The sequence below is a fragment of the Puniceibacterium sp. IMCC21224 genome, from assembly GCF_001038505.1.
GTDB lineage: Bacteria > Pseudomonadota > Alphaproteobacteria > Rhodobacterales > Rhodobacteraceae > Puniceibacterium.
In genome coordinates this window covers 892,508-917,526 of record NZ_LDPY01000001.1, presented here as the reverse complement: position 1 = coordinate 917,526, position 25,019 = coordinate 892,508, and the positions used below count along the sequence as shown (strand labels likewise).

General features: G+C 57.6%; 22 protein-coding genes, 1 tRNA gene and 2 pseudogenes. 18 read left to right on the top strand and 7 right to left on the bottom strand.

Annotated elements, in window-relative coordinates; genetic code table 11:
• The first annotated feature begins 14 nt into the window (after positions 1 to 14).
• The 9 genes and pseudogenes from IMCC21224_RS04230 to IMCC21224_RS04190 all read left to right on the top strand — a co-directional run bounded on the left by IMCC21224_RS04230 (position 15) and on the right by IMCC21224_RS04190 (position 8,878).
• Positions 15 to 1,796, top strand: coding sequence for an acyl-CoA dehydrogenase C-terminal domain-containing protein (locus tag IMCC21224_RS04230; RefSeq protein ID WP_047994282.1), 1,782 nt, complete (start codon positions 15 to 17; stop codon positions 1,794 to 1,796).
• Positions 1,797 to 1,842: 46 nt separating this feature from the next.
• A complete protein-coding gene (locus IMCC21224_RS04225) occupies positions 1,843 to 2,055 on the top strand; it encodes a hypothetical protein (RefSeq protein ID WP_047994281.1) in 213 nt (70 codons plus the stop codon).
• A gap of 45 nt (positions 2,056 to 2,100) precedes the next feature.
• Positions 2,101 to 2,847, top strand: a pseudogene (locus IMCC21224_RS04220) (acyl-CoA dehydrogenase family protein); the annotation flags it as partial.
• Between the two features lie 290 nt (positions 2,848 to 3,137).
• The gene (locus IMCC21224_RS04215) at positions 3,138 to 3,776 is read left to right on the top strand and encodes a glutathione S-transferase family protein (RefSeq protein WP_047994280.1); all 639 of its coding nucleotides are present in this window, start codon (positions 3,138 to 3,140) and stop codon (positions 3,774 to 3,776) included.
• An 11-nt stretch (positions 3,777 to 3,787) separates the two neighbouring features.
• Positions 3,788 to 4,999: an acetyl-CoA C-acetyltransferase gene (locus IMCC21224_RS04210; protein ID WP_047994279.1), complete on the top strand. Its 1,212-nt coding sequence runs from the start codon at positions 3,788 to 3,790 to the stop codon at positions 4,997 to 4,999.
• A gap of 265 nt (positions 5,000 to 5,264) precedes the next feature.
• Positions 5,265 to 5,750, top strand: a complete 486-nt coding sequence (locus IMCC21224_RS04205; RefSeq protein ID WP_053078888.1) for a cupin domain-containing protein — start codon at positions 5,265 to 5,267, stop codon at positions 5,748 to 5,750.
• A gap of 28 nt (positions 5,751 to 5,778) precedes the next feature.
• Complete coding sequence (locus tag IMCC21224_RS04200; protein WP_047994277.1) at positions 5,779 to 6,255, top strand: cupin domain-containing protein; 477 nt, start codon at positions 5,779 to 5,781, stop codon at positions 6,253 to 6,255.
• On the top strand, positions 6,252 to 6,674 hold the full coding sequence (locus IMCC21224_RS04195; RefSeq protein ID WP_047994276.1) for a hypothetical protein: 423 nt from the start codon (positions 6,252 to 6,254) through the stop codon (positions 6,672 to 6,674). Before IMCC21224_RS04200 ends, IMCC21224_RS04195 begins: the two co-directional genes overlap by 4 nt.
• A gap of 2 nt (positions 6,675 to 6,676) precedes the next feature.
• Positions 6,677 to 8,878, top strand: a complete 2,202-nt coding sequence (locus tag IMCC21224_RS04190) for a 3-hydroxyacyl-CoA dehydrogenase NAD-binding domain-containing protein (protein WP_047994275.1) — start codon at positions 6,677 to 6,679, stop codon at positions 8,876 to 8,878.
• 109 nt (positions 8,879 to 8,987) lie between these two features.
• Here the strand turns inward: IMCC21224_RS04190 and IMCC21224_RS04185 are convergent, their stop codons facing one another.
• The 3 genes from IMCC21224_RS04185 to IMCC21224_RS04175 are packed head-to-tail and all read right to left on the bottom strand — an operon-like array spanning position 8,988 to position 10,917.
• Positions 8,988 to 9,455 carry a DUF2948 family protein gene (locus IMCC21224_RS04185; protein ID WP_047994274.1) on the bottom strand — a complete coding sequence of 156 codons (468 nt, stop codon included), beginning with the start codon at positions 9,453 to 9,455 and terminating at the stop codon, positions 8,988 to 8,990.
• On the bottom strand, positions 9,452 to 10,723 hold the full coding sequence (gene murA / locus IMCC21224_RS04180; RefSeq protein ID WP_047994273.1) for a UDP-N-acetylglucosamine 1-carboxyvinyltransferase: 1,272 nt from the start codon (positions 10,721 to 10,723) through the stop codon (positions 9,452 to 9,454). Before murA ends, IMCC21224_RS04185 begins: the two co-directional genes overlap by 4 nt.
• 8 nt (positions 10,724 to 10,731) lie before the next feature.
• Positions 10,732 to 10,917: a hypothetical protein gene (locus IMCC21224_RS04175; RefSeq protein WP_047994272.1), complete on the bottom strand. Its 186-nt coding sequence runs from the start codon at positions 10,915 to 10,917 to the stop codon at positions 10,732 to 10,734.
• Positions 10,918 to 11,016: 99 nt separating this feature from the next.
• Between IMCC21224_RS04175 and IMCC21224_RS04170 the strand changes: the two genes are divergently transcribed.
• Positions 11,017 to 11,091 (top strand) — tRNA-Thr (locus tag IMCC21224_RS04170).
• On the opposite strand, the gene IMCC21224_RS26950 is transcribed toward IMCC21224_RS04170, so the two are convergent.
• Positions 11,081 to 11,635 carry a hypothetical protein gene (locus IMCC21224_RS26950; RefSeq protein WP_082135130.1) on the bottom strand — a complete coding sequence of 185 codons (555 nt, stop codon included), beginning with the start codon at positions 11,633 to 11,635 and terminating at the stop codon, positions 11,081 to 11,083. The two genes, IMCC21224_RS04170 and IMCC21224_RS26950, sit on opposite strands and share 11 nt — an antisense overlap.
• A 207-nt stretch (positions 11,636 to 11,842) precedes the next feature.
• Here IMCC21224_RS26950 and IMCC21224_RS04160 point away from each other — a divergent pair.
• A protein-coding gene (locus tag IMCC21224_RS04160; RefSeq protein WP_156178119.1) for an IS3 family transposase occupies positions 11,843 to 12,981 on the top strand; the annotation gives its coding sequence in 2 pieces (ribosomal slippage) (positions 11,843 to 12,083 and positions 12,083 to 12,981; 1,140 coding nt in all).
• A 37-nt stretch (positions 12,982 to 13,018) separates the two neighbouring features.
• On the opposite strand, the pseudogene IMCC21224_RS04155 reads toward IMCC21224_RS04160, so the two are convergent.
• Positions 13,019 to 13,729: pseudogene (locus IMCC21224_RS04155) on the bottom strand (transposase); the annotation flags it as partial.
• A gap of 458 nt (positions 13,730 to 14,187) precedes the next feature.
• Between IMCC21224_RS04155 and IMCC21224_RS04145 the strand changes: the two are divergent.
• Positions 14,188 to 15,275, top strand: a protein-coding gene (locus IMCC21224_RS04145) for an IS3 family transposase (protein WP_156178101.1) whose coding sequence is annotated in 2 segments (ribosomal slippage) — positions 14,188 to 14,449 and positions 14,449 to 15,275 — 1,089 coding nt in all. Because the reading frame shifts where the segments join, the coding sequence is not laid out codon by codon here.
• A 515-nt stretch (positions 15,276 to 15,790) separates the two neighbouring features.
• Here IMCC21224_RS04145 and IMCC21224_RS04140 read toward each other — a convergent pair.
• Positions 15,791 to 18,145, bottom strand: coding sequence for a CHAT domain-containing protein (locus tag IMCC21224_RS04140; RefSeq protein ID WP_047994271.1), 2,355 nt, complete (start codon positions 18,143 to 18,145; stop codon positions 15,791 to 15,793).
• Positions 18,145 to 19,413 carry a hypothetical protein gene (locus IMCC21224_RS04135; RefSeq protein ID WP_156178117.1) on the bottom strand — a complete coding sequence of 423 codons (1,269 nt, stop codon included), beginning with the start codon at positions 19,411 to 19,413 and terminating at the stop codon, positions 18,145 to 18,147. The genes IMCC21224_RS04140 and IMCC21224_RS04135 overlap by 1 nt, the downstream gene beginning before the upstream one ends.
• A gap of 65 nt (positions 19,414 to 19,478) precedes the next feature.
• Here IMCC21224_RS04135 and IMCC21224_RS04130 point away from each other — a divergent pair, with 65 nt between their 5' ends.
• From IMCC21224_RS04130 to IMCC21224_RS04105, 6 genes are all read left to right on the top strand, one after another.
• Positions 19,479 to 20,765 (top strand): type IV secretory system conjugative DNA transfer family protein, encoded by a 1,287-nt coding sequence (locus IMCC21224_RS04130; protein ID WP_047994269.1) that lies wholly within the window; start codon positions 19,479 to 19,481, stop codon positions 20,763 to 20,765.
• Between the two features lie 310 nt (positions 20,766 to 21,075).
• Entirely contained in the window at positions 21,076 to 21,468 is a 393-nt protein-coding gene (locus tag IMCC21224_RS04125; protein WP_156178115.1) for a hypothetical protein, read from the top strand.
• On the top strand, positions 21,468 to 21,758 hold the full coding sequence (locus tag IMCC21224_RS04120; protein ID WP_053078886.1) for a DUF4258 domain-containing protein: 291 nt from the start codon (positions 21,468 to 21,470) through the stop codon (positions 21,756 to 21,758). Before IMCC21224_RS04125 ends, IMCC21224_RS04120 begins: the two co-directional genes overlap by 1 nt.
• Positions 21,759 to 21,902: 144 nt before the next feature.
• On the top strand, positions 21,903 to 23,135 hold the full coding sequence (locus tag IMCC21224_RS04115) for a hypothetical protein (RefSeq protein ID WP_047994267.1): 1,233 nt from the start codon (positions 21,903 to 21,905) through the stop codon (positions 23,133 to 23,135).
• A gap of 20 nt (positions 23,136 to 23,155) precedes the next feature.
• Positions 23,156 to 23,554: a hypothetical protein gene (locus IMCC21224_RS04110; RefSeq protein ID WP_047994266.1), complete on the top strand. Its 399-nt coding sequence runs from the start codon at positions 23,156 to 23,158 to the stop codon at positions 23,552 to 23,554.
• 15 nt (positions 23,555 to 23,569) lie between these two features.
• Complete coding sequence (locus IMCC21224_RS04105) at positions 23,570 to 24,868, top strand: hypothetical protein (RefSeq protein WP_047994265.1); 1,299 nt, start codon at positions 23,570 to 23,572, stop codon at positions 24,866 to 24,868.
• The last annotated feature ends 151 nt before the right edge of the window (positions 24,869 to 25,019 follow it).

The following is a 25,019-nucleotide window of genomic DNA, read 5'->3' as shown; positions in this document are numbered from 1 at the left end:
GAGGAGGACCGACCATGCCCATCTACCACGCGCCCACCAAAGACATGCAGTTTGTGCTGCATGATGTTCTCAAGGCCTCAGAACAGGATATTCCGGGCTACGACGAGCTGGACCGCGACTTTACTGCCGCCGTGCTGGAAGAGTCGGGCAAGCTTGCCTCGGAAGTTCTGGCGCCGCTGAACGCTGTGGGGGATCGCGAAGGATGTGTATTGGAAAACGGTGTGGTGCGCACTCCGACCGGTTTCAAACAGGCTTTTGACCAGCTGCGTGAAGGCGGCTGGACGGCGCTGGACTGCGATCCGGCGTACGGTGGTCAAGGTCTGCCTTATCTGATGAACACTGCCGCAATGGAGCCGTTCGTGTCGGCCAACATGGCATTCAACATGTATCAGGGCCTGACGCACGGCGCCTACTCGGCGATCAACGCGCATGGCTCGGACGCACAAAAGCAGACCTACCTGCCCAAGATGGCGACCTGCGAATGGACCGGCACCATGAACCTGACGGAACCGCATTGCGGCACCGATCTGGGCCTGATGCGGACCAAGGCGGTACCTCAGGACGACGGGTCCTATCTGTTGACGGGACAAAAGATCTTTATCTCGGCTGGCGATCACGATCTGACGGACAACGTCATCCACCTGGTATTGGCCAAGATCCCCGGCGGACCCGAAGGCATCAAAGGCGTGTCGCTGTTTATCGTGCCCAAAGTGTTAGTGAACGACGATGGCTCGCTTGGCGCCCGCAACGGCGTAACGGTCGGCAAGATCGAAGAGAAGATGGGCATTCATGGCAATTCAACCTGTGTGCTGGACTATGACGCGGCCACTGGCTTCCTGATCGGTGAGGCGCACAAAGGGATGCGCGCCATGTTCACCATGATGAACGAGGCGCGTCTGGGGGTCGGTTTGCAGGGCTATGCCCAGGCTGAAGCTGCTTATCAGAACGCTGTAGAATATGCGCGGGACCGGCTGCAGGGCCGCGCCGTAACCGGCACCAAAGCACCGGAGAAACCCGCCGATCCGCTGATCGTCCATCCCGATATCCGTCGCAATCTGATGGATCAGAAATCCTTTGTCGAAGGAGCACGGGCGCTGACCTATTGGGGGGCCTACCTGATCGATCGGGCCCACAAGACCGATGACAAACAAGCCGATGGTCTGATTTCTCTGCTGACCCCTGTGATCAAGGGGTTCCAGACCGACAAAGGCTTTGAGATGGCGGTGAACGCCCAGCAGATTTATGGCGGGCATGGGTATATCGAAGAATCCGGGATGTCGCAATTTGCCCGCGACGCCCGCATCGCCATGATCTACGAAGGTGCAAACGGCGTCCAGGCGCTGGATCTGGTTGGGCGCAAACTGTCGCAGGACGGCGGCAAACACGTCATGGCATTCTTTGAGATGATCAAGAGCTTTATCAAGGACAACTCCGGTCAGGATGCGGATTTTGACAAGGACTTTCTTGATCCGCTCAAAGCGGCGTCCAAGGATCTTCAGGCAGCGGGGATGTACTTCATGCAGAACGGCATGAAAAATCCCGATAGCGCGCTGTCCGGGTCGTATGATTTCATGCACATGTTCGGCCATGTCTGCCTGGGGTATATGTGGGCCCGAATGGGCACCGCTGCCCGCGACGCACTGGCGGCAGGCGCGTCAGACGCCGCGTTCTACGAGACAAAACTCGCCACCGGGCGCTACTATATGGCGCGGCAACTGCCTGCCACAGCGATGCACCTGGCGCGAATTCAGTCAGGCGCAGATACGGTGATGGCACTGGACGCCGCTCAGTTTTGAGGGAACGGTGGGACAATCCCACCCTGCCCCATCTGAGGAGACCCCTATGCCCAAACGCTTTCGCCTGACCCGCCGCTTTCCGGTTGCCATGACCGACGACGGGTATCGCCGTCTGCGGAAATTCGCGGCCGAAGCGGGTCTGGACGAAGGTGAGGCGCTGTCGTTCCTGTTCGAACATTTCGACAGCGTCACCGATTCAGAGAACTTGGGCCACCGCCTGCGAATCTTCAACGCCGAACTCGACGCGCGCAAACGCTGAAATACCATCAGATGGAGGGGAGGCCGGATGACACAGACATGGATGACAGACGAGCAGGGAATCAAAACCCGCGCCCTGCGCGACGGCAATTCCTATCGGCTGTCGGGCCAGAAAACCTTTATCACCAATGGCCAACACGCCAATCTTATCGTGGTCGCCGCCAAAACTGACCCAGAACAAGGTTCCAAAGGGATCTCGCTCGTGGTGGTGGAGACAGAGAACGCAGCAGGCTCTACCCGTGGCCGCAACCTCGGCAAGATTGGCTGCCACGCTGCGGACACATCCGAATTGTTCTTCGACCACGTAGAAGTCGCGCCAGAAAATATTCTTGGCGGTGGCCCCGGTCAGGGGGTCTACCAAATGATGAAGCAGTTGCCGCAGGAACGCCTGATCATCGGATGCGGCGCGGTCGGCGCAATGGAAGGTGCCGTCGAACGGACAATCACCTATTGCAAAGAGCGCGAAGCCTTTGGCGGCCCGCTGACGCAGTTTCAGAACACACGGTTCAAGCTCGCCGAGTGCCAGACCCGGACCGTGGTGGCCCGCACGTTCCTCGGTCAGTGCATCACCGAACACCTTCAGGGCGCGTTGACGGTCGAAAAGGCGGCTATGGCAAAATACTGGCTGACGGACACCCAAGGCGACGTACTGGATGACTGTCTGCAGTTGCATGGCGGCTACGGCTACATGCAGGAATACGCGGTCGCTGAAATGTGGGCAGATGCCCGGGTGCAACGGATCTATGGTGGCACAAACGAGATCATGAAAGAACTGAGTGCGAGGGCGTTTTGATGTCTGCGAAACCTGCGATTTTGTTACGCTCGGATTTTGCGTATTTAGAAAGAGAAGAAGTTAGCAAAGGTCCACCCTGTCCTCCGGCACCAAATCGGGATTTACCCATGCGGGCGGGAGTCCAGGGCTTCTCCTCTTACGGTCATCGGCTCGCCAGCCTGTACCGCCCGCTCACTGTCATCGCATTAACCTTAACACGGGGTTACCGGAGACAGTGCTTTTTGCGCTTCTTCTCTTCTTAAATACGCAAATACCATCCTCACAATCCGCGCCTCGGGAGGGCAAATTATATGACGGCTCAACTTCACTGCTTCGGCGAATCCGGCAACGCGTACAAGGCGGCGCTGGCGCTGCAACTGTCAGGTCTGGACTGGGAGCCTGTCTTTGTCGATTTCTTCAACGGAGCGACACGCAGCGCCGACTACCGCGCCGAAATCAACGCGATGGGCGAGGCGCCGGTACTGATCGACGGCGACGTGACCCTGACCCAATCCGGTGTCATTCAGATATATGTCAGCGAAATGTCGGGCAAGTTCGCAGGCGCGACTCCGGCACAGCAGCGCGAGGTGATGCGCTGGATGTTCTGGGACAATCACAAGCTCAGCTCGCAGGCGGGGATGACGCGTTTTCTGATGAATTTTCTGCCCGCCGAAAAGCGCCCGGCAGAGGTTATCGGTTTCATGCAGGGTCGGCTGAAGGCTGCCTATGACGTGTTGAATCGGCATCTGGACGGGCGTGACTGGATAGTTGGCAACGGCATCACCAACGCAGACCTGTCCTGCTGCGGGTATCTCTATTACCCGGAACCGTTCGGTTTCGATCGTGCCGACTGGCCCCATATCGATACCTGGCTGGCACGCGTTAGCGAACAGCCCGGCTGGAAACACCCCTATGATCTGATGCCCGGCAACCCATCCGACCGGGCCTGAAGGAGACGACCATGACCGAAGCCTATATCTACGACACCATCCGCACCCCCCGCGGCAAGGGCCGCAAGGACGGGGCCCTGCATGAGGTGACAAGTGTGCGTCTCAGTGCGCAGGTGCTGAACACCCTGAAAGAGCGCAACAACCTTTACGGCCACGCGGTCGAAGATGTGATCTGGGGCAATGTCACGCAGGTCGGTGAACAGGGTGGCTGTCTTGCCCGTACCGCAGTGCTGGCGAGTGATCTGGATGAATCCATTCCTGGCCTTGCCATCAACCGCTTTTGTGCCAGCGGTATGGAGGCCGTGAACCTTGCCGCCAATCAGGTCCGCGGTGGAGCCGGTCATGCCTATATTGCCGGCGGAGTCGAGATGATGGGGCGCGTCGCCATGGGCAGCGACGGCGCGGCTATTGCCGTCGATCCGTCCGTCGCGATGGAGACTTATTTTGTCCCGCAGGGCATCAGCGCCGACATTATTGCAACCGAATACGGTTTTAGCCGCGACGATGCTGACAGTCTCGCCGTGGAGAGCCAGCGTCGTGCCAAGGCGGCCTGGGATGACAACCGCTTTGCCCGCTCTGTGATCACCGTGCGTGATCAGAACGGCCTCGCCATCCTTGACCGCGATGAATACATGCGGCCGCAAACAGACATGCAAAGCCTCGGCGCGCTCAACCCCAGTTTTCAGGCCATGGGCGAGGTGATGCCTGGTTTCGACAAGATCGCGCTGATGAAATATCCGCACCTTGAGCGGATCAATCACATCCACCACGCCGGCAACTCCAGCGGCATCGTCGATGGCGCGGCCGGTATTCTGATCGGCAACAAGGAATTTGGCGAGAAGTTCGGGCTCAAACCCCGCGCCCGCATCCGCGCCACTGCCAAGATCGGCACTGACCCGACAATTATGCTGACCGGGCCGGTGCCGGTGACGGACAAGATCCTCGCCGACAACGGCATGAGTATCAGCGACATTGACCTGTTCGAGGTCAACGAAGCCTTCGCCAGTGTCGTTTTGCGCTTCATGCAAGCGTTTGATGTCGATGCGGACAAGGTCAACGTCAATGGCGGCTCGATCGCGATGGGTCACCCGCTGGGGGCCACCGGCGCGATCATCATCGGCACCCTGCTGGACGAGCTTGAACGTTCGGGCAAAGGCGTCGGCTTGGCGACGCTTTGCATCGCTTCGGGCATGGGGGCAGCCACCATCATCGAGAGGGTTTGATGCGTTAACCCGGTACGAGATACCTAAAAGCCCGTGGGGATGCCCCGCGTGTTGGACCAGATTTGCAACTGCGCCTGCGGTCACAAAGGTGACAGCAGGCAGGTGCCCGGACCACGGCTCAACAGTGAAACGAAAAGGAAGTCGCCGTGGCAGCAACGGATTTTCAGAATAGGCAAAATAACGCCGGACTGGCACACGGTTACACTGTCGCGCTGCGGTATCGCCTGTCACTGATGTCCGTTCCCGTACCGTGCGGCGTCTGAACATGCCGTACGTTCAGCCCCCACCGCTAACTGATGAGACCGTAAATGGTCATCCTCTGCTCGGCCCGATGTTGGGCCCATATGCCCATGCCGTACTGGGCGAGCCGGGTGGCCTGACCCAGTTCGGCGCACATATCGAGGTGTTGCCGCCGGAATCCCGGTCGTCCTACCGACAATGGCACGAAAAAGAGGATGAACTGATCTATCTGCTCTCGGGAGAGCTGGTGTTGGTCGAGGAAGTCGAGACGCCGCTGATGCCGGGGGATCTGGCGCTCTGGCCTGCAGGCGCGCCAGTGGGGCACTGCCTTGAGAACCGCTCGAACGCCGATGCGACCTATCTGACCGTCGGCAGCCGCCAAATGCAGGACGTGGTGCATTATCCCGATGCGGGTTTGACGATGCAGATCACCGGGCGACGCCACCGCGTGTTCCGCGATGCATCGGGAACCGAGGTGGCGCGGTATTCTGACGATGATGACAACACATGACCAGAGCAGGGCAGACGCAGGAGGTACCATGCCCAAGATCGACCTGAGCACCTTGTCCCGCTCAACCGGGTCAAGCTATCCCGCGTCGCATGATGCGGCTATGGTGGGGCGTTCATCCCTGCGCATCGGTGACGCCGCAGGGCTGACGCAATTCGGCGTGAACCTGGTCCGGCTGGAACCCGGTGCATTGTCGTCTCTGCGCCATTGGCACGAACAGCAGGACGAATTCCTGATGGTGACCGATGGCGCGCTGACCCTGATCGAGGACAACGGCGAAACCCTGCTGCAACGCGGTGACTGCGCGGCATTTCCGGCAGGTGTTGCCAATGGCCACCATTTGATAAATCGGTCGGCGGCACCGGCCAGCTTTCTGGTGATCGGCACCCGCACTTCGCAAGAGGTCGCATGGTACAGCGATCTGGATATGAAAGTGACGGTGCAGGACCGGGTCATGACCTATACCCGTCGCGACGGTAGCGCCATGGATCGCGAGGATGCACCATGACCGATGCCGAATTCGCCCAGTTCCTCGACGACATCTCGTCCACCTTCATGGCGGCCGACTTTGACGGCTGGGCGGCACATGTGCAGTTGCCATTTTCCTTCATCACACAGACCGGACCACTGACGAGCACGACGACCGCCGAGCTGGAAGAGAATTTCAACCTGTACCTTCTGGCCAAGAGAAACGTCCGGCTGGATCTGATGTTGCGCCGCGCGATGTCGGTCGAGATTTGCGACGATCTCACCGTCATCGGCACCTACGAAACCGAACTACTGAGCAATGGGGTGCGGGTACGCCCACCCTATGTCTCATCCGTACTGCTCCACCGCTCGGCTGACGGTTGGCGGATGTCGTGCATCATGAACGCGGTCGGACACCATTACTGGACCGGCCAATACCCCAACAGGAACGGAGACTAGACATGAGCGATTTCACCATGGCCACGGACGCCGACGGCGTCGCCCTGATCACCTGGGACGTCGCCGACAAGGCGATGAACGTACTGTCAATGGAGGCGCTTCACGCGCTTGACGGGTTGATCGACGACGCGCTGGCCAACGACGCGGTCAAGGGCATCGTCATCACCAGCGGCAAGGACAGCTTTGCCGCGGGGATGGATCTCAACGTGCTGGCGCGCATGCGCGACGATGCGGGCGACGAACCGGCGCGCGGGCTATTTGAAGGGATCATGAAACTGCACGCCGCCCTGCGCAAGATCGAGCTGGCCGGCATGGATCCCAAGACCCAGAAAGGTGGCAAGCCCATCGCCGCCGCCCTGCCCGGCACAGCGCTTGGTATCGGGCTGGAAATTCCGCTGGCCTGCCACCGGATCTTTGCCCGCCCTGACCCCAAAGCCAAAATTGGTCTGCCCGAGATCATGGTCGGGATTTTCCCCGGTGCCGGCGGCACCACCCGCATGGTGCGCAAGATGGGCGCAATGGCCGCGTCGCCCTTCCTGCTCGAAGGGAAACTGGTTGATCCGGCCAAGGCCAAGTCAGCCGGCATCATTGACGAGGTTGCCGACGATCCAGTGGCCGCCGCCCGCGACTGGGTGCTGTCGGTCAAAGACAGCGATATCGTCAAGCCCTGGGATGCCAAAGGCTATAAAATGCCCGGAGGCACACCTTACCACCCTGCCGGGTTCATGACCTTTGTCGGTGCCAGCGCCATGGTCAACGGCAAGACGCAGGGCGTCTACCCAGCGGCCAAGGCGCTGCTTTCGGCGGTCTATGAGGGCGCGATGGTGCCGTTCGACACCGCACTCAGGATCGAGGCCCGCTGGTTCGTCAACGTGCTGATGAACCCCAGCTCAAGCGCAATGATTCGGTCACTGTTCATCAACAAAGGTGCGCTGGAAAAAGGCGCGGTGCGCCCTGCCGATGTGGCAGACCAGCGCGTCAAAAAGGTCGGCATCCTGGGGGCCGGCATGATGGGGGCCGGAATTGCTCTGGTATCGGCTCAGGCCGGGATCGACGTGGTGCTGCTGGATCAAAAACAAGAGGCTGCGGACCGGGGCAAGGCCTATGCAGCAGACTACATGGACAAGGGCATCGCCCGCAAAAAGGCCACACCCGAAAAAAAGGACGCGCTGCTGTCGCGCATCCACGCCACGACAGACTATGCCGCACTGCAAGGCTGCGACCTGATTGTCGAGGCGGTGTTTGAAGATCCCAAGATCAAGGCCGAGGTGACGCAGCATGTCGAAAGCGTGATCCCCGAGGATTGCATCTTTGCCACCAATACCTCGACCCTGCCGATCACTGATCTGGCGCGCGCCTCAAAACGCCCGGAGCAGTACATCGGCATCCACTTCTTTTCTCCGGTGGAGAAGATGGCGCTGGTCGAAATCATTCGTGGCAAGCAGACTAGCGATCGCGCCGTCGCCAAGGCACTGGATTTTGTGCGCCAGATCCGCAAGACACCGATTGTGGTCAATGACGCGCGGTTCTTTTACGCCAACCGCTGCATCATTCCCTACCTCAATGAAGGCATGCGCATGGTGGCCGAAGGCGTCACCCCGGCGCTCATCGAAAACGCCGCCAAGATGGTTGGTATGCCGCTAGGCCCGCTGCAACTGGTGGACGAAACCTCGATTGATCTGGGTGCCAAGATCGCCCGCGCGACCAAGGCGGCGATGGGCGACGCCTATCCTGACGGCGCGGTCGACGAGGTGATCTTTTGGATGGAAGGCCAGGACCGTCTGGGCCGCAAATCCAAGGCCGGTTTTTACACATATGACGACAAGGGTAAGCGTCAGGGTCTCTGGGATGGGTTGGCCGCGCAGTATCCCGGCGTCGCCGACCAGCCAACGCTGACCGAAGTGCAGCACCGCCTGTTGTTCGCCCAAGTGCTCGAAGCCGTGCGTGCGCTGGAAGACGGCGTGCTGATGGACATCCGCGAAGGCGATGTCGGCGCGATCCTGGGCTGGGGTTTCGCGCCGTGGTCAGGTGGCCCGTTCTCGTGGCTGGACATCATCGGAACCCCCTATGCGGCGGAACGCTGTGACCAGCTCGAAGCGGCATATGGCGCGCGCTTTGCCTGCCCGGCGCTGCTGCGCGAGATGGCCGAAAAAGGTCAGAGCTTTTATGGCCGTTTTGGCGGTGAAGCCGAAGAAGCGGCCTGACAAAAAACCGTCAAGCAATGGGGTTGCGCCGCGCTTGCGCGCGTCGCCCGAAGGCGGGGCCGGTCCTCACGGACTGGCCCCGCCTCCTGTGTAGGGTTTAATATCCGCGCTAGTCGGGGTGTTTCGGTATCTTGCCAGATGGAGCAAGATAGGGGCGCGTCACATCTTTCAGACTCACCTCAAGCGCCTCAACCCCTGCCCTTAGAGCGCCATCACCGGCGAGGGTCAGCAATACATGGCCCGCTCCGTCCGCTCCTGGCTCAAAAGCGATCGACAGCAGCGACAGAATTGTGTCCGTGTCACTGCGGTCCACGCCCTGGCTCGACAACCGCAGCACGTTGTCAATCACCAGCAGGGACTGCACCCGTTCGGGACCGCCTGTGCGCACGCTATCTTCGCGGCGCAACCGGTTTATCAGCAGGCCCAGCCGGCGCTGTTGCGGTTGCCAGCGCATTTCGGTGATCGGAAAGACTGCATCCTGCGCCAACGCCGAGAGGATCGCCAAATCAGCGGCGTCCAACGCGCCCAGGTTCAGTGGACGATCGCCGCCATCCTCGAAACGGGCATCCATACTCATTGGCTTTTGATCCGTTCGATATTGGCGCCCACACCCGACAGCTTGCGCACCACATGTTCGTACCCGCGATCAAGGTGGTAAACCCGGTTTACCACCGTCTCCCCTTCGGCGGCCAGACCAGCGAGGATCAGTGAGACTGACGCGCGCAGATCCGTCGCCATGACCGGCGCACCTTTCAGCTTCTTGACGCCTGTCACCTTGGCCGTGCCGCCGTGCACGTCGATCCTGGCGCCCATGCGCATCAATTCTGGCGCATGCATGAACCTGTTTTCAAAGATTTTCTCTTCGAGCACCGAGGTTCCCTCGGCGGTGCAGAGCAGCGCCATCATTTGCGCCTGCAAGTCGGTGGGAAAGCCGGGAAACGGTTCAGTGGTGACATCGACGGCGCGGATATTGCCGTTCTTGCGGGCGACAGTCAGTCCCTCGACTGTCTCGGTCACCGAGATACCCGCTGCGTCCAGCTTTTCACAAAATGCGCCAACCAGGTCGATGCGTCCGCCCAGCAACGTGACCTCGCCACCGCAAATCGCCGGGGCCAGCATATAGGTGCCCAGCTCGATTCGGTCCGTGACAACTCGATGGGTGGCCCCGCCCAGCCGGTCGACACCCTGAATGGTGATCGTATGGGTGCCTTCGCCTTCGATCTGCGCACCCATCTTGCGCAGACATTGGACGAGATCGACAATCTCAGGCTCGCGTGCAGCATTTCTGATTTCGGTGGTGCCTTTGGCCAGCGTCGCCGCCAACAGCGCGTTTTCAGTTGCCCCGACAGACACCAGCGGAAAATCAATGATCCCGCCCTTCAGCCCACCCGACGGCGCCTTGGCATGCACATAGCCGTCGCGCAGGTCAAGCGTCGCCCCCAACGCCTCGAGCGCCTTGAGGTGCAGATCAACCGGGCGGGCACCGATTGCACAGCCGCCCGGCAGCGACACGACCGCATGACCGTCGCGCGCCAGCATCGGACCAAGCACAAGGATCGAGGCCCGCATTTTGCGCACGATGTCATAGTCAGCGGTATGGTTGTGAATGTTATGCGACGACAGCGCCAGAACCTGCCCGTCCTGAAGGCTCTGCACTTCGGCCCCCAGCGATTGCAACAGCGTCGTCATTGTGCTGATGTCCGACAGCCGCGGCGCATTGGTCAGCGTCAGCGGCTCATCGCTCAGCAACGTCGCCGGCATCAGAGTGAGGCAGGCGTTTTTGGCCCCTGCGATGGGGATCTGTCCCGAAAGCGGGCCATTTCCTGTAACGACGATCGAATCCATGCCTGTTCTTATCCTTTTTTGCTCTCGTCGGGATCGGCCCCGGCCGCGTCCCCCCGAACGGTATCTTGCTCTGCAACGTCACTGCGCGCCCTGGCCTGCGCCTTGCGCCGCGCAAGATTGGCCTTGAGCGCCGCCTTAAGGCGCGTATCGCGATCATTTTGTGTCGGTGTGCGGGGGGCGGGTTTCTGCTCCATGGTCTCTCTGTAGCGCAGAGGGCAAAAAGCGTCCAGATTACCCTTGCGCCGCCAAAGGATTGAGTCTAATCACCCGCCACGCCGTTAGCGGTGTTAAGTGCTGTGGTAGCTCAGTGGTAGAGCACACCCTTGGTAAGGGTGAGGTCGAGAGTTCAATCCTCTCTCACAGCACCATCTCGCTTTTCTGACTTGAAATTTCCCCTAACACCCTGAAAGGGAACGAAGTTTTTGGAGTTCCATACCCCTCATTTCGGGAGTACCGAAGCGGCTCAGAGAACGCCAATCTGAACACTGTTTGCCGCATGAGGTATTGTCCATTTTCGTATATATTCCAAGGGTTTGCCAGGAATTTTAGGGATAGTTCAATACATTCCTCCAGCCGTCCCTTTGCAGGCACTCCGGCCCCAGCTCTTTCAATCAAAACAAGCTTCTCGCGCTCCAGCTTGCTCAGCCGTGTTTCATAGGCACTGATGACTGACCGGTTGGCCGCATCCATGATGCGGTCAAGCAAGCTTTCAATCTGCTTTTCGGTAGCCTGGATCTGCCGTTTCACTTCTTTCTGATCGCTGCTGACAGATTCTAGCCGCGCGTTCCAGGCATCTTTGAACATGACCTTTGCCCGCTCGAAGAGCTGCGCAGTCGGTTGAAGCGTGCGCAAGATTTCGGCAAAGCCATCTTCAAGCTTGGCGCGCGGAATCGACTTGCTGCCGCGCGACAAACAAGGTGAGAATCCAGCGCCACCTTCGCCTTGAACTCAGGGGCATGCTGCTTTCGTTTCGACATCTTTGATCTCCTTCGTGGTGAAGATCAACAGACAGCAAATCAGAGCTTACGTCAGTGCCCAGTTTTCGGGGACCACTTCTGGACTTGTCGCGATTTAGTTCCGGTCTCTTTCGAGCGATATTCGCAATGAAGGAGACACAAATTGGCACCAAGATACAGCGACGAGTTCAGACGTGATGCGGTTCGCATTGCAACAAGCAGTGGACTGACGCGACCTCAGATTGCGTCTGATTTAGGGGTTGGTGTTTCGACACTGAACAAGTGGGTTCAACACCATCAGAATGATGACCTGATGTCCGGCCCGCATGAGGATGTGGAGAAGGAGAACGCCCGCCTTCGCAAAGAGAACCGGCTACTCCGCGAGGAGAGGGAAGTGTTAAAGAAGGCGACGATCTTCTTCGCAGGCCAAAAGGCGTGAGGTTTGCCTTTATCGACACCTGGAAGAAGATCTGGCCCATTGAGTTTCTATGCCGCGTTTTGCGGGTAACTTCCCGTGGGTTTCGCGCCTGGAAGATCCGCCCTATCAGCCGAAGCCAGCGAGATGACATGGTGCTGTTGGCCCATATCAGAGAACAACACCGCCTTAGCCTGCAAAGCTACGGCCGACCTCGCATGACGGAGGAACTGCGCGATCTCGGTCTTGTTGTCGGGCACCGCCGGGTAGGCCGGTTGATGCGTGAGAACGCGATCAAGGTTATTCGAACCCGTAAACATAAAGTCACGACTAACAGCAATCACGCCTTCAATGTCGCCCCCAACTTTCTTGATCAGGACTTCTCTGCTGATGGCCCAAACCAAAAATGGGCAGGGGACATTTCCTACATCTGGACGAGCGAGGGATGGCTGTATTTGGCAGTGATCATCGATCTTTACTCCCGCCGGGTCATTGGCTGGGCGGTCAGTAACCGGATGAAGCGGGACCTGGCCATCAAGGCATTAGACATGGCAGTAGGGCTGCGAAAGCCACCCAAAGGCTGTATCCATCATACGGATCGTGGCTCTCAATACTGTTCAGGTGACTATCAGAAAAGTCTGAAGCAGCATGGATTTCTGGTCTCAATGAGCGGCAAGGGAAATTGTTATGACAATTCCATGGTCGAGACCTTCTTCAAATCTCTGAAAGCCGAACTGATCTGGCGTCAGAAATGGGCGACCCGCAGACAAGCAGAAGGAGCAATATTCCAATACATCAATGGGTTCTACAACCCGCGAAGACGGCATTCATCCCTTGGCGGGAAAAGTCCCTTGGCTTTCGAGAGACGGCCTCCTAACATGAGCTGAGAGACCGGAACTTTTGCGTGGCAAGTCCAGACCGGGCGGCGAGGTCCGGGCGGCGGTCCGTGAGCGTCTCGACCTGCTCAAGAGCCTCGGCCAGGGTGTGCCCGTCGTTTGGGTTACCTGGCATGGCGCGCATGCCGACGACGAAGCCGCCGTCGATGGTGGTGGCGAGGCTGACCTTGCAGCCGAACTCGTAGCGCACCCGCGCCTTCTCGTAGAGCCGGGCGTCCATTGCCCGGCAGGCGCATCCGCAGGATGCTGCCGGGAGGGGGTTGGATACGCGATATTCTTTTCCATCACAGTGGTGTCGACGGAGACGCGCGCCAGGCTGTCGTCGATGATACCGACAGACCCGGCCCGCTTGAATCGTCTTGGTCAGCAGCCACTCCGCGCCCTCTTCGCCGATGCGATCACGCCAGCGGCTGAGCGAGGACGGATGAATCGGCAGCTGATGCTGGAAGAACGTCTCGCCTGTGAAATGCTGGACATACGGGGAGTCCACCCAGCGGGCGATCACGGCCTCGTCCGAGAGCCGATAGGCATGCTGCAGATACATGAGGCCCGCCACCAACCGTGGCGGCGTCGCTGGCCGCCCTGTCGCCGACGGGAAGAAACCAGCCCACTCCCGATCGAAGAACTCCCAGTCGATCAAGTCTGCCAGCTTTACAAGCTCGTGGCGCATGTCGATCATGTCGACCAATCGGGGGCGAAGGAGATCATCCTGTTCCTCAGGACGCGAGCGGTGCTTCATGGCAGGATCCAAACTGCAGCCTTTTCAATTGGATTCTACGGATTCCTGCAGTTTGAAGCCGGAAAAATATCCGATTTATCTTGGTGATTCAGCTACATGGCAGTCGTTCAAGCCGAACTATTGAGGGTTCATTTCAATATCGATGTGTTATAGGTTTTTTGCGTGATTTTGGTGCGCGAAGCAGGACATCAGATTCCCTTGCGGAATTGGGTTTAATAGCACGCAATGGGCCCGATGATCGGGTCAGCGCCAATGCGAGGACGGCATCCTAGTCGGCCACGGTTATTCGGGGCCACGGGCAGCACGACTGAGAACCTGCGGTAGGAGGCGCAGGTTCGAACTACGACAGTCCCGTACGCTGTTCCGGTAGGAACTTGGTTGCTGATACGGTAATCCCCCCCGAAAGTAAGGGGCTGCGGAAGTAGAATTTTCTCGGCAAGATGCATGAGGAGATTCAGATGAAGATGACGAGATACAGTGAGCCGCAGATCCTTGCGATCCTGCGCCAGGCCGAAGGCGGTGTTCCTGTGGCCGAGCTTTGCCGCGAACATGGTATGAGCACAGCGTCCTTTTACAAATGGCGGGCGAAGTATGGCGGGATGGATGCTTCAATGATCGCGCAGACCAAGGCGCTTGAAGACGAGAACCGACGCCTGAAGAAGATGTTCGCAGAGTTGAGCATGCAGAACGAGTTGCTGAAGGAAGCCCTTGGAAAAAAGTGACTGGGCCATCTCAGCGACGAGAGATGGCCGCAACGGCGGTAGAGCGACGCGGGGTCAGTGTCGCCGTGGCGTGCCGCACCTTTGGGGTTAGCGAGACCTGCTATCGCTACAGCCCGCTTCTGAGCGATGAGAACGAACAGATTGCCGATTTGCTTGTCGGGCTGACGGATACGAGGAAGACTTGGGGCTTCGGACTTTGCTATCTGCACCTGCGCAACGTCAAAGGTCATCCGTGGAACCATAAGCGGGTCTATCGCATCTATTGCGCGCTGGAACTGAACCTGCGGATTAAGCCCCGCAAACGGCTAAAGCGGGATAAACCCGACGCGCTGGCGGTACCCGAGGCCCCCAACATGACCTGGTCGATGGACTTTATGGCCGACAGGCTGAGCGACGGTCGTCAGTTTCGACTGCTGAACGTGCTGGACGACTTCAACCGCGAAGGGCTTGGCATTGAGGTCGACTTTTCATTGCCTGCTGAACGCGTGATCCGGAGCCTCGATCGCATCATCGAATGGCGTGGCAAGCCCGGCACGATCCGGGTCGATAATGGCCCTGAATACATCAGCATCAAGCTGCTGGAATGGGCTGAGAAACAAGGTGTTACCCTCCAGCACATCCAACCAGGACAGCCCCAGCAGAACGCCTACATCGAACGTTACAACCGCACCGTCAGGAATGAATGGCTGGACCAACACATCATCGAAAACATCGAGGAGGCCCAAGACTTCGCCACGCAATGGCTCTGGACTTACAACAACGACCGCCCGAACATGGGCATCGGCGGCATCACACCCGCACAGAAACTGAAAATGGCCGCGTAAGTTCTACGGCTGCACCCCATTAAAAATGGGGGGATTACCATACCAATCAAAGGTTCGATTTCAGTTCCATTCTGGCCGAACAAGACTGGCATCGAAGTCAATTTCTGAACTCCAGAAAAGCGCATTTTTGCCAATGCCTTACAAGCTCTGCACCAAAACGGCGCAGTCATGAGGTCCGGAGAATATCGGCCCTGAGAGAGCGCTGCCGGGCCTCTTGGCAGCCGGGCCGGTGTTCTGCCCTACCCGCATAACCCTCGAAAACAACGGAAAAATCCGGCCTCGGCTGGATAGGGAAAACAGTTTCTCTAGGGCAAGTGGCGGAGGGAACGGGACTGGCGTCGAACCTTCTCTACCCCTCAACCAGTTGACAAAATGGCGAGTTCCGGCGGTTTGATAGGTTGCTCGGCTTCATCGCAAGCTTTTGGCACACCGCAAAGGAATAACACCAGTAACCGTTCATTCCAGCAAGCTTGATTACATTGCTCCCTGCGCCGAAATTGCTAAATGTTGTGTGTTCAAGTCGTTTTCTGCCAGCCTCGCCAGCTTCCGAAGAGGGTTGCACCTGCCCAGTAGTAGGCGTCTCGAAAAACCATCCCGTCCTCTCCAGCCGCCATTGATCGCTGGGCGGCGGCCAGAGCCTCTGCTTTGTCTAACCCACCTCGCAAACCTGCATGGAAGCGGCCCATCAATAGAGCGGTTGCTTGATCATCAACGGGCCACAACATTCCCAAGGCAGATTTTGCACCCGTGTCCAGCAGCATCTGGTCAACTGCGAAGTTTCCTTCGAGTTCTTCCACATTCGATACAGCACTGGTACATGCGGAAAGAACGATGAGTTCTAGATGGCCAATCGGCATTTTGGATAGCTGCCGAACCGAAATCTCACTACCGTCGCCCGCCAAAAGATAAGACTCAGAGATGTTTGTCGGATGTGCGCTGAAATGACTTGCTATATGCAGGACGTCATGGCGAGGCAGCTCGAGAGCCAGTTTTTCGGGGGTGAATTCGCTTGGTCCAACCAATGCTCGAGAAACTGGCTGAATGCGGTCAATTTCCTCCTTTGCATACTTTAATGGACCAAAATTACCGCCGCCATCGGGCGCGGAAACAGCAAGTATGCTCGGAGTTCCGGGAATGGGATCACTGATTCTTGTATCGTTCCTTGAACATCGTGCTAGTATCAAACCCTTAGAAGCGGCTGCTACATCATTGATCGGTAAGGCAGAAAACGGAATCTCCCGAGCTGGTCCATTAGCTATAATCCGAATTCGCCGCACATTGTCTGCCACTCTTGGCAGCCAAGGTTCGAAGAATATCCTAGCGAGCCGCGATCCTTCAGCTAATTCACTCTGAACGTCTCCATTCCTGATAGCAAATAAGTAGCTTTGGATCAGCCGATGCAGCAAATGTGACGGGAAGCCTCTCTCCTGATCTGTGGGCCAAACGAAAAATCGTTCTCCAGGTAGAGAAGCCATCACAATGATTGGTCGCTTGCCATCCACGCTGCTGTCAATGTACAAGGTGGCTGTATTTGGCGTGACCGATTGTTCAAGAAGCCCTTCTGGAATTGACCTTTTATCCGATGCCTTAGCAATACTCGACCAAGCCGCTTCAAGTCTGTTCTCCACAGTGGACCGACACCGTTGAAGTGCGTGCTGTAACCCAACTTCGTCTAGGTCTGGCATACCACGTAGCCAGTTGAGAATTGCAGAGAGTTGCTTGGCGACCTCGTTCTCAGAAGCACTCAAAAATGCGGCCTGAACGAAACGCTCGTCACCAATCGCATCAGATTGCTTCAACTCGACCGCTTGGCGCGCCTCTCCTAGTCTTCCAGCTGAAACCAGGGCTTCGATCAAGCGATCGAAGGGGAGCACTGTGGCGAAATGATCCAGGTCAGGTAGTGCTGAATCAAATTCTCTTCGGCGGGCGCGTAGTTCTTGTACGGAGTGAACAGCTCGTTTCAAATAGAAAGCTGCCACATGGGATCTGCCAAGCTCCCGATAGGCAGTACCAAGAGCCTCGGTTAGACGCCAGATTGCATCCTTATACTGAAATCCGTCTGCCAAAAACAGACCGAACAGTGCTCGATCAATGGCTTCATCGAATTCATCCAGTTCGACCGACAGCCAAGCTTCCTTCGCTATGTGCTGAAGGGCGAGCCTAGGGTTCACATCCTTCGATAGGATAAGATCCACGCTGTTGCGCAAAATCCTACGAGCCTTCCTGGGCTGATCTTCGTAACAGAGCGAGGCAAGCCGATGAAGAAACTCTGCTGAAACGTGAGGCAGTTCCTCGTCCAATGGAACATCCTCAAAGGACAAAAGAAGGTTCTTGGCCAAGTCTAGCCTGCGCGTCTCAACGTAAATGTCCGCCAGCCGAACTGAAAGCATGCATCGCAAGACCGGTGTTGCCGCGGACAACAATCTGACTGCGTTATCCAGAAGCTCTTCGGCCTGATGGAACTGATGGTGTTGCGCAAGCATTGCTGTGTAAGACGCACACGACTGGGCAAAAACAAAGTCAAATAAGGGGTCCTCTCCGACCCAAGAAGATGATACATCACAAACCACGGCGCCCCATTCTAGCGCCTCTTTCTCGGCGCCAGCGTGCGCTGACGCACCAGCTTTCATCTGTAGTATGGTTGCAAACTGCGCGCGTATGTCCCTTACAGAATTTTGCTTCGCCAAGGCTGAGACGACCTCAGTGGACAAATCTTCAACTTGCAACACCTGATCGAAGTGAAGGCTGGCAAATGCACACAGTAACTGGTCGATGACAGGCAAAGCTTGGCCGGCGTCGCCCAGACGCATAAATTGCGAAGCGGTTTCATACAGCCGATCCACTTCATCATTCAGAACTTTCTTGGTCATCACCGGTTGCCAGACCTAACTCGGATCTCCTTGTGTAGAACGAGCGGCAGAGGAGACTTTGCTTTTTCCGCCTCAACTCGTCGATTATAAAGCCTGTTGAAAACGGAATCTAAGTCTTCTCGAGTTGTGAATCGATAGAAGTCATCCTGCAAAGCGTTGGCAGCCTCGCCAAGATCCCACGGGCCATTCCACGTTAGAACACATAGCAGATCCAACCGACCTGGTTCATCCATTAACGGAATTCCTGAATCCGGACCACTTTTTGCAATATCTGGCACCTTGATTGTTTGTTGCGGGCCGAACGTTGGCGGGTAGGCGACAAACGACGGAGCAATAACCGTAACAACTGGCATTCTGGCTCCCGGCACATCAGTGATTGCAAAGATGGCTAGATCAGCAATTTTCTTGGACCAAACACTGATCACAATCCGGTCTCCAGGAAAGAACCTATCCTCTTCGGGAATTTCCAAGTCTCTCTTACTTGCGATACCTGCTCTTTCACGACCGAGCTCGCGGCGAGCGTCGCGCTCAGACTGAACAGTCAGCCCCGTGGATCGAAAGAAGAATTGCCTGTCCAATTTTTTGAGGAAGGCATCTGTATGGGTTAGGGTCAGATCGTCTGAGACTACGTACTTTCCATACTGGACGCGTTGCAGAGCTTTATCGAACTCTTCAACTGTATATTCGTCAGTAAAGTACCTCCAAGCAGTCTCACCAAGATACTCAGGATTTGACAGCTTGAGCATTTGGGCGACGACCTTGAAATCCTTGTTGTACATGGTTACCGGCTTTTTCTTCACAAGCGGCAGGTCGTTTCCATCTTTGTCTTTTTTGGGCTTCTGAAATGGACCGCTACACATCAAGAAGTTCGTGAACAAAGCGGGATCTCCTACTGCCTCTCGCGCCACGTCCGATTGCGAGATTCGGGTATTGGAGCCACGCTCAGGGTTGTCATTATAGGCATTCAAAGCTCTGTAGAACTTGTCGGAAAAATGGGGAAAGAGTTGATGGTTTGTCCACTGTGCCACCGTGATTCTCCTAAGTAACCCTGTCCCGGTCGATCTTGGCAGGCCGCAAACTCTGAGCAAGCATTTTTGATCAAAGGCACCCGTGAAGACGAACGGTGCGGTCCAGTTGGGCTGCGGTAGCCCTTCCCGCTTGCTTCTGAAGGAAAGGTCGAACTTGGGCGCGCCGCGTTCACGATCTCCGAAACCAACAACAGTACACCTTTGTCGCAAGCCTACGGCTCCGGTCTCAAAGCTTCTCAAGCCACGCTCTCGATCCCGCTTAGTAAGTGGGGCAGAATTGGCACTGACGAGAGTTGCGCTTCAATATGACAACAAGTCTGGCGAAAATCGCATACCGCAAAATGGGTCGCAGCGGACAAATTGGATTCGGTCGTCAAACCCTAATGATTGATCCGCAGACTCCTGTGCATGTGTACGCTGACAGCCATTCAATCCTACTTGGGCCGACTGGGTCAGGCAAAACGACCAGCGGTGTGATCCCGCGTTTGCTCGATCATCCCGGTGCGGCATTCGTGATAGACGTGAAGGGCGAACTCTATCACACGACCGCCAAGGCACGCGCACAAATGGGTCAGGAAGTTCTTGTGCTTGATCCTTTCGGCCTCCTTGGTGTTCCCTCCTTTGCGCTTAATCCCCTGGCAATGGTGGCGGCTTCGCCTGACCCAGACAACGTAGCTTGGCAGATTGTCGATGCAGTGTCACCGACCGAATCGCTCAAGGATCCGTTCTGGGACAACAACGCGAAGGCTCTCATCGTCGGCCTTGTTCAGCACTTTGTGGCGCAAGAGACGGCGGGACGCGGGATCGCATCTCTGTCTAGAGTGTCCGATCTGATCCGGTCTGATGATGCCGTCTACAACATGGCGGTCCTGCTCGATAAGGATCAGGACATGCCCGCCGAGGCGCATCGTTCGATTGCGGCCGTCCTCAGCATGCCTGAGATTACCCGCGGAGGCGTGCTTGCAACCGCAGTGGCGATGTTGAGGTTGTTCGGCGTTCGTCAAATCCGTGCTGCCACCAGCGATGGCGACATTCCGTTGTCCTCGATCAGCGACGGCGATCCGATCACCCTTTACATCGTCATGCCGCCGGCAACTCTGCGCCCCTATGGTTCAATCCTGCGGCTCTGGATGGATACGATCCTGACTGCCCTCTTCCAGCGTGAGACCATTGGGGCGGAGCCCACCCTCTTGGCGATCGATGAAGCCGCCTCCCTTGGACGAATGACACAGTTGGAGACGGCATTTGCGCTCGGTCGTGGATACGGCATGAGCGTGATGGCCGTGTTTCAGACGCTGCACCAGATGAAAAGCCTTTACGGCGATGCTCACAGGGTGCTTCTGGACAATGCAGGCGCCATTCTTGCCTATCCGCCAGCAAATCGAGCGTCTGCCGAAGAGATCGCGGCGCTTGTCGGTGGCGTTTCTCCCGAGGCACTTATGGGGCTGGATGATACAGAAGTCCTGGTTGCACGGAGCGGTCAGCTTCCAGAGATCGGCGGTCGCTACGACGTGCGCTTCGACCCTGATCTTCTAGGAAAAGCCACCCCTAACCCACGCCACCAATCCCCGAACAGTCGCCCTTCCCCGTAACGCAGCAACAAGTGCGATGCCGCGATTGGCAATAAAGTGTCCCACCGTTCTAATGACGCCTGTACACTCTGCAGTGACCCAGCCTTGCTGCTGGGTTCGGACTGCTTCCCGGCACCATCACATCATCCAGCACATCGGGCTGGCACTGTGGTGCCGGAGAGGGACAGGCCACTGCATTTGCCTCGATTTGTGCGTCACAAAAAGCGTAGTCGGATAGCTCTCAACCCTTCTCAAGGATTCAGCGCAGCGAATTCGACCAGATTGCTTCTCATGGGCCGAACGGTTCGGTCTTAAAGTGGAGAAGTCTGACATGCTGAAAATGCCTTTCGCCGTGGCTACCATGGCCGCGATCCTTATCATGATCAACGAAACTTTCGAGGTGGAGTGGACCAGCGTTTTCGAGTTCGCCCTGTACGCCGCTGGCGGCTTGGCTGCCATCATTTTGGCAGTGCTCATCCTCAACGCCGTGCTCCGGGCGATGTACCGCGCCGCGCGCGCGTCGGTCATTTTTGCCTGGCGCCTTGTTTGGTTTGCCATCGTTCTTGCGCCGGCCGGTATTGGCCTTGCCATGCTCGGCACGGACGAGGGGCCGGTTCTTCTCGTTGCCGGTTTGTTGTGGGCGGTCACAATGGTGCTCTTTACCCGTCCGCGGATCGCGACCAACACTGTGGCCGCTTCCTCGAATGCTGGAGGGAGGGTGTGATGGCAGACGCGGTGACAATGCCCTTCCGCCTCACCCGCCATGCAGAAAGGCGCGCCAACCAGCGTGGGATAAATCGAGAAACGATTGAAACCTTGCTTGCCTTCGGCGCGGCCCAACAGGCGCATGGGGCGGAGAAGGTCTTCATGAACCGCGCCGCTCGAACGAAGGCAAAGAAAGAACTCGGGCGGGCCAAATATGCCCAGATCGAACGGGATCTTGACGCCTACCTCGTTGTCGATGGGGAGACCATCGTCACCGTCGGTCATCGCACGCGAGCGATCCGGACGTAGGAACGTCGACCTTCCGTAGAAGCGGAAGGTTGATCTCAACAGGTCTCAATCTTCTGCGTCGACACAATCGCTATTTTGGCGCCGGCCTTCACTCGGCACCCAAGCCAAGCGCCGCCTCGCACATACTCTAAGGATACCAATCGAATGACTGAACAAAATCAGACTTTTGAGCCCTCCCAGCCGGCACGTACTCAAAACAAGCAACGTCACAACCCTTTCCATGGCCTACTTGGCGAACTCGACGCTGAAACTCAGGTTTCGATTGAGAACTTCGTCAAGGCGCGCGGTGTTAGCACAATCAACCCACATCACCTAGCGGCCATGCGCGCCGTGCTCAGGACAGGTGACCCCAAGGCCGAAGAGCTGTTTGCGAGTTCGTTGCGTAGTTTGGGTTGCGAGGACATTGCAAAGCTTTATCTCAAACGCTCCCAACAGGCCGCCGAACACGGCAAAAAGGCTAACGCCGCGCTGCTTGCGCAACAAACGAGGGAACGGGCCGAAGCGCAGGCGGAGCAAGTCTCTGAGACAGTGGCCGTGCAGAAGCACAAAACCTCAATGGACAAGCGGGCACAAGCGACACTGCCAAGTGTGCAGGAAGTGGCGGGACCTACGCTTGAACCAGACCAGACTTCTCGTACGTTGGCCAAAACCCGGCCTGCGAAGACTTCGCCTTTGATCTCGTGGGTCTGGGCTTTTGGTGGCGTCGTGATGCTGCCCGCACTTCTGTTCTTCGCCCTTCTGCACCATCCCGGAGTTTCCATCGCTGCTTCTTTCGTCGCGTCCATTGCTGGAAGTTGGGTGGTCTGGGGCATTGCGGGCGTTCTTTCGGTGGCAGCGGCCTGGTTGATGCTTGGCATCGCAATGAACCGCGCCGACCTGCACCGTGGTCCGCCGGATGGGCATACGGTCGCGTTCAGAGGCAAGCGCCTGGTCTGGTCGTATCACTTGCGGCTGTTCCTCGCAGTTGCGGGTGCACTCGCGCTGCTCGGGTCGTTCTTCCTTTCCAGTTCAGGCATCGCACTCGGCGTCGGTGTGGGTGGTCTGGTGCTGATGGCGCCATGGCTGGTCTTGTTCATCCCAGGCGTGCGTCCGGAACTGATCCTGACGCTTTGCCCATCCGATCCGCGCAGCAACCTCCTGTCCCTGCGCCGCGGGATCTTCCCCGATCAATTGAACTTCCGTGTGATGGATATCGGTCGGGTCAATTTCCACCGGAACGCTTTTGAGAGCCTGACCGCATCGAGCCGGCTGGTGATCGAGTTGAACAGTGGCAAGCACATGACCCTGTCTTCGCCTACCTGGCCTGCGCGCACCCAACACCTGGCCTATGAAATCACCCGCGCAGTCATGGCCTCGCAGTCGGTTGTTGCACGCTGAGCATCAAGGAGATCGCCGATATGACACTGCAACAGAAGATCATGATGGGATTGCACACTTTGGTGCTCGTGGCGCATCACGCCATGTTTCAGATGCTACCCGCTGAGCCGGAACGCACGGACTTGCCCAAGTGTGTCCAGGGCGAGCTCCAGATCGCGTCATGCCTGTTCCAACTGGGCAGCATAACACTGGTCGCGACCGAACCCTTGCGCGCCTGGCTCTACGCCATGCCTTTGACGCCGGTCAGCGTCTGGAACTGGGGCGGTCGACCAGTTCCCAAACCAAACCGTGGAACACCGACTAGTCCAGCCAAGCCTCGTCCATGGACGCGCAGACGCGCGGGGCCGCTGGATCACGCCGACAACGAAACCGAAGCAGACGGCGCGGCAACAGTTGCGCAACGTCTCTGGGCACACTGACCGGAAGGAAACCCGATGGAAATCAAAGACCCTTTGCTCCTGTCCAGAACTGGCGAGCAACCGGCTGAGCCCACTCAAGAGGCAATTGAAGCGCCTTATGGAATTCACTGGTACGGGCCCTTTCCTGCTACCGGTGAAGCAAGTCTAGAAGTTCATGTGCGCCCCTTCGGTCCATTTGACGATTCCGACGAAGTGGAGAACACAGTCTCTGCCCACAGCTATCTTGTCTTTAACCCCGGCAATGGCAGTCCGCCCCAACATTTCTCCGGCCGATACGAACTCGACCCGACCTTTTCGAACCCATTGCCGCTTGTTCATGAGACTGGCACGTTCGCCGGGGGCTCCTACGAACTCTCGGAAAAGAACATGGAAGCGCCTCGCTACACGAATGAGATCTGGTCGGGCAGCGTCGAGGATGGCGCGCACCTCAAGTCGATCCTCGAGGCCGAGGGCGCTGCCATCAACGCCGAAGACATGACCTATCTCCTTGTCGATCAAAACTGCCACTATGTGACCGAGCGCTTGCTCAGCGAACTGAACGAGCGCGGATACGAAATTGATGTCGCCGACGCCGTGCCGGACACACCTCTTGGCGAAGAGGTCTTCATTCCGGGGTATGGCGATGGAGAATTCTGGGGCGGGCTCCCGGAACAATTCGACCAGTTCCTGGGGCGGGAGCAGAGCGACGACGCTGTGCAAGGGACTGTTCCTGAGGAACTGGGGCCTGGCGTCGGCACTCTTGATCCGGGTGCCCTGTTGTCGCCCACAGACGACCTCGCAATGCCCGAGATTTCACTTGGTGAAGGCGACGCCTTCGGAGAACATGGACCCAGCCCATCGGAACAGGTCTTCGAAGACATGCTGCAACTCGACACTGCTGCACCCCTCATGGAAAGCGCTCCAACCGACTGGTCGGAGGAGGACGCATTGCTGCCGCAGGACGTCCTGGATCGATCATTTGGCAGCGATTCCCAGGGGCATGACCAAAATGCCGAAGATCCGCCTGAACCTTGGGAAGGGCTAAGCCCCGTCGACGCGTTCGCAGCACACATGGCCTTCGAAGCATGGGATAACGACATCGCCAGAGACGCGCAGTATGACGCAGATCATGCCGCCTCGCTGGCGTCGGAGACGGATGATGCGCCAACGATTGAGCCCGCAGATCTATCCCCGGATATCACAAACGGCGCGAGCACACAGATATCCGACAATGGAGCCGGATCAACGAGCGTTGGATCCGAAACCGTCGCTCCGATCGCAACTTCGTCTGCTTCCACCTCTTCTGCAGCAACCGATGCTGTCGGCGCGGAGTGAGATTATTGGCTGGCTTGTAGTCCTTGGCGCTCAGCCCGTGCAAACTGCACAATCCGCAAACAATCTCGCATGAGCGCGCTGTTTTCCGTGTCACAGGTGCTGCCGAGTACGTCATTCGGGTTGATTGGTTGCACCGGTCTCACCAATATAG

Coding starts and splice junctions, on each gene's coding strand:
- IMCC21224_RS04230 (WP_047994282.1), top strand. CDS start 15: ATGCCCATCTACCACGCGCCCACCAAAGACATGCAGTTTGTGCTGCAT.
- IMCC21224_RS04225 (WP_047994281.1), top strand. CDS start 1,843: ATGCCCAAACGCTTTCGCCTGACCCGCCGCTTTCCGGTTGCCATGACC.
- IMCC21224_RS04215 (WP_047994280.1), top strand. CDS start 3,138: ATGACGGCTCAACTTCACTGCTTCGGCGAATCCGGCAACGCGTACAAG.
- IMCC21224_RS04210 (WP_047994279.1), top strand. CDS start 3,788: ATGACCGAAGCCTATATCTACGACACCATCCGCACCCCCCGCGGCAAG.
- IMCC21224_RS04205 (WP_053078888.1), top strand. CDS start 5,265: ATGCCGTACGTTCAGCCCCCACCGCTAACTGATGAGACCGTAAATGGT.
- IMCC21224_RS04200 (WP_047994277.1), top strand. CDS start 5,779: ATGCCCAAGATCGACCTGAGCACCTTGTCCCGCTCAACCGGGTCAAGC.
- IMCC21224_RS04195 (WP_047994276.1), top strand. CDS start 6,252: ATGACCGATGCCGAATTCGCCCAGTTCCTCGACGACATCTCGTCCACC.
- IMCC21224_RS04190 (WP_047994275.1), top strand. CDS start 6,677: ATGAGCGATTTCACCATGGCCACGGACGCCGACGGCGTCGCCCTGATC.
- IMCC21224_RS04185 (WP_047994274.1), bottom strand. CDS start 9,455: ATGAGTATGGATGCCCGTTTCGAGGATGGCGGCGATCGTCCACTGAAC.
- murA (WP_047994273.1), bottom strand. CDS start 10,723: ATGGATTCGATCGTCGTTACAGGAAATGGCCCGCTTTCGGGACAGATC.
- IMCC21224_RS04175 (WP_047994272.1), bottom strand. CDS start 10,917: ATGGAGCAGAAACCCGCCCCCCGCACACCGACACAAAATGATCGCGAT.
- IMCC21224_RS04140 (WP_047994271.1), bottom strand. CDS start 18,145: ATGACCAAGAAAGTTCTGAATGATGAAGTGGATCGGCTGTATGAAACC.
- IMCC21224_RS04130 (WP_047994269.1), top strand. CDS start 19,479: ATGACAACAAGTCTGGCGAAAATCGCATACCGCAAAATGGGTCGCAGC.
- IMCC21224_RS04125 (WP_156178115.1), top strand. CDS start 21,076: ATGCTGAAAATGCCTTTCGCCGTGGCTACCATGGCCGCGATCCTTATC.
- IMCC21224_RS04120 (WP_053078886.1), top strand. CDS start 21,468: ATGGCAGACGCGGTGACAATGCCCTTCCGCCTCACCCGCCATGCAGAA.
- IMCC21224_RS04115 (WP_047994267.1), top strand. CDS start 21,903: ATGACTGAACAAAATCAGACTTTTGAGCCCTCCCAGCCGGCACGTACT.
- IMCC21224_RS04110 (WP_047994266.1), top strand. CDS start 23,156: ATGACACTGCAACAGAAGATCATGATGGGATTGCACACTTTGGTGCTC.
- IMCC21224_RS04105 (WP_047994265.1), top strand. CDS start 23,570: ATGGAAATCAAAGACCCTTTGCTCCTGTCCAGAACTGGCGAGCAACCG.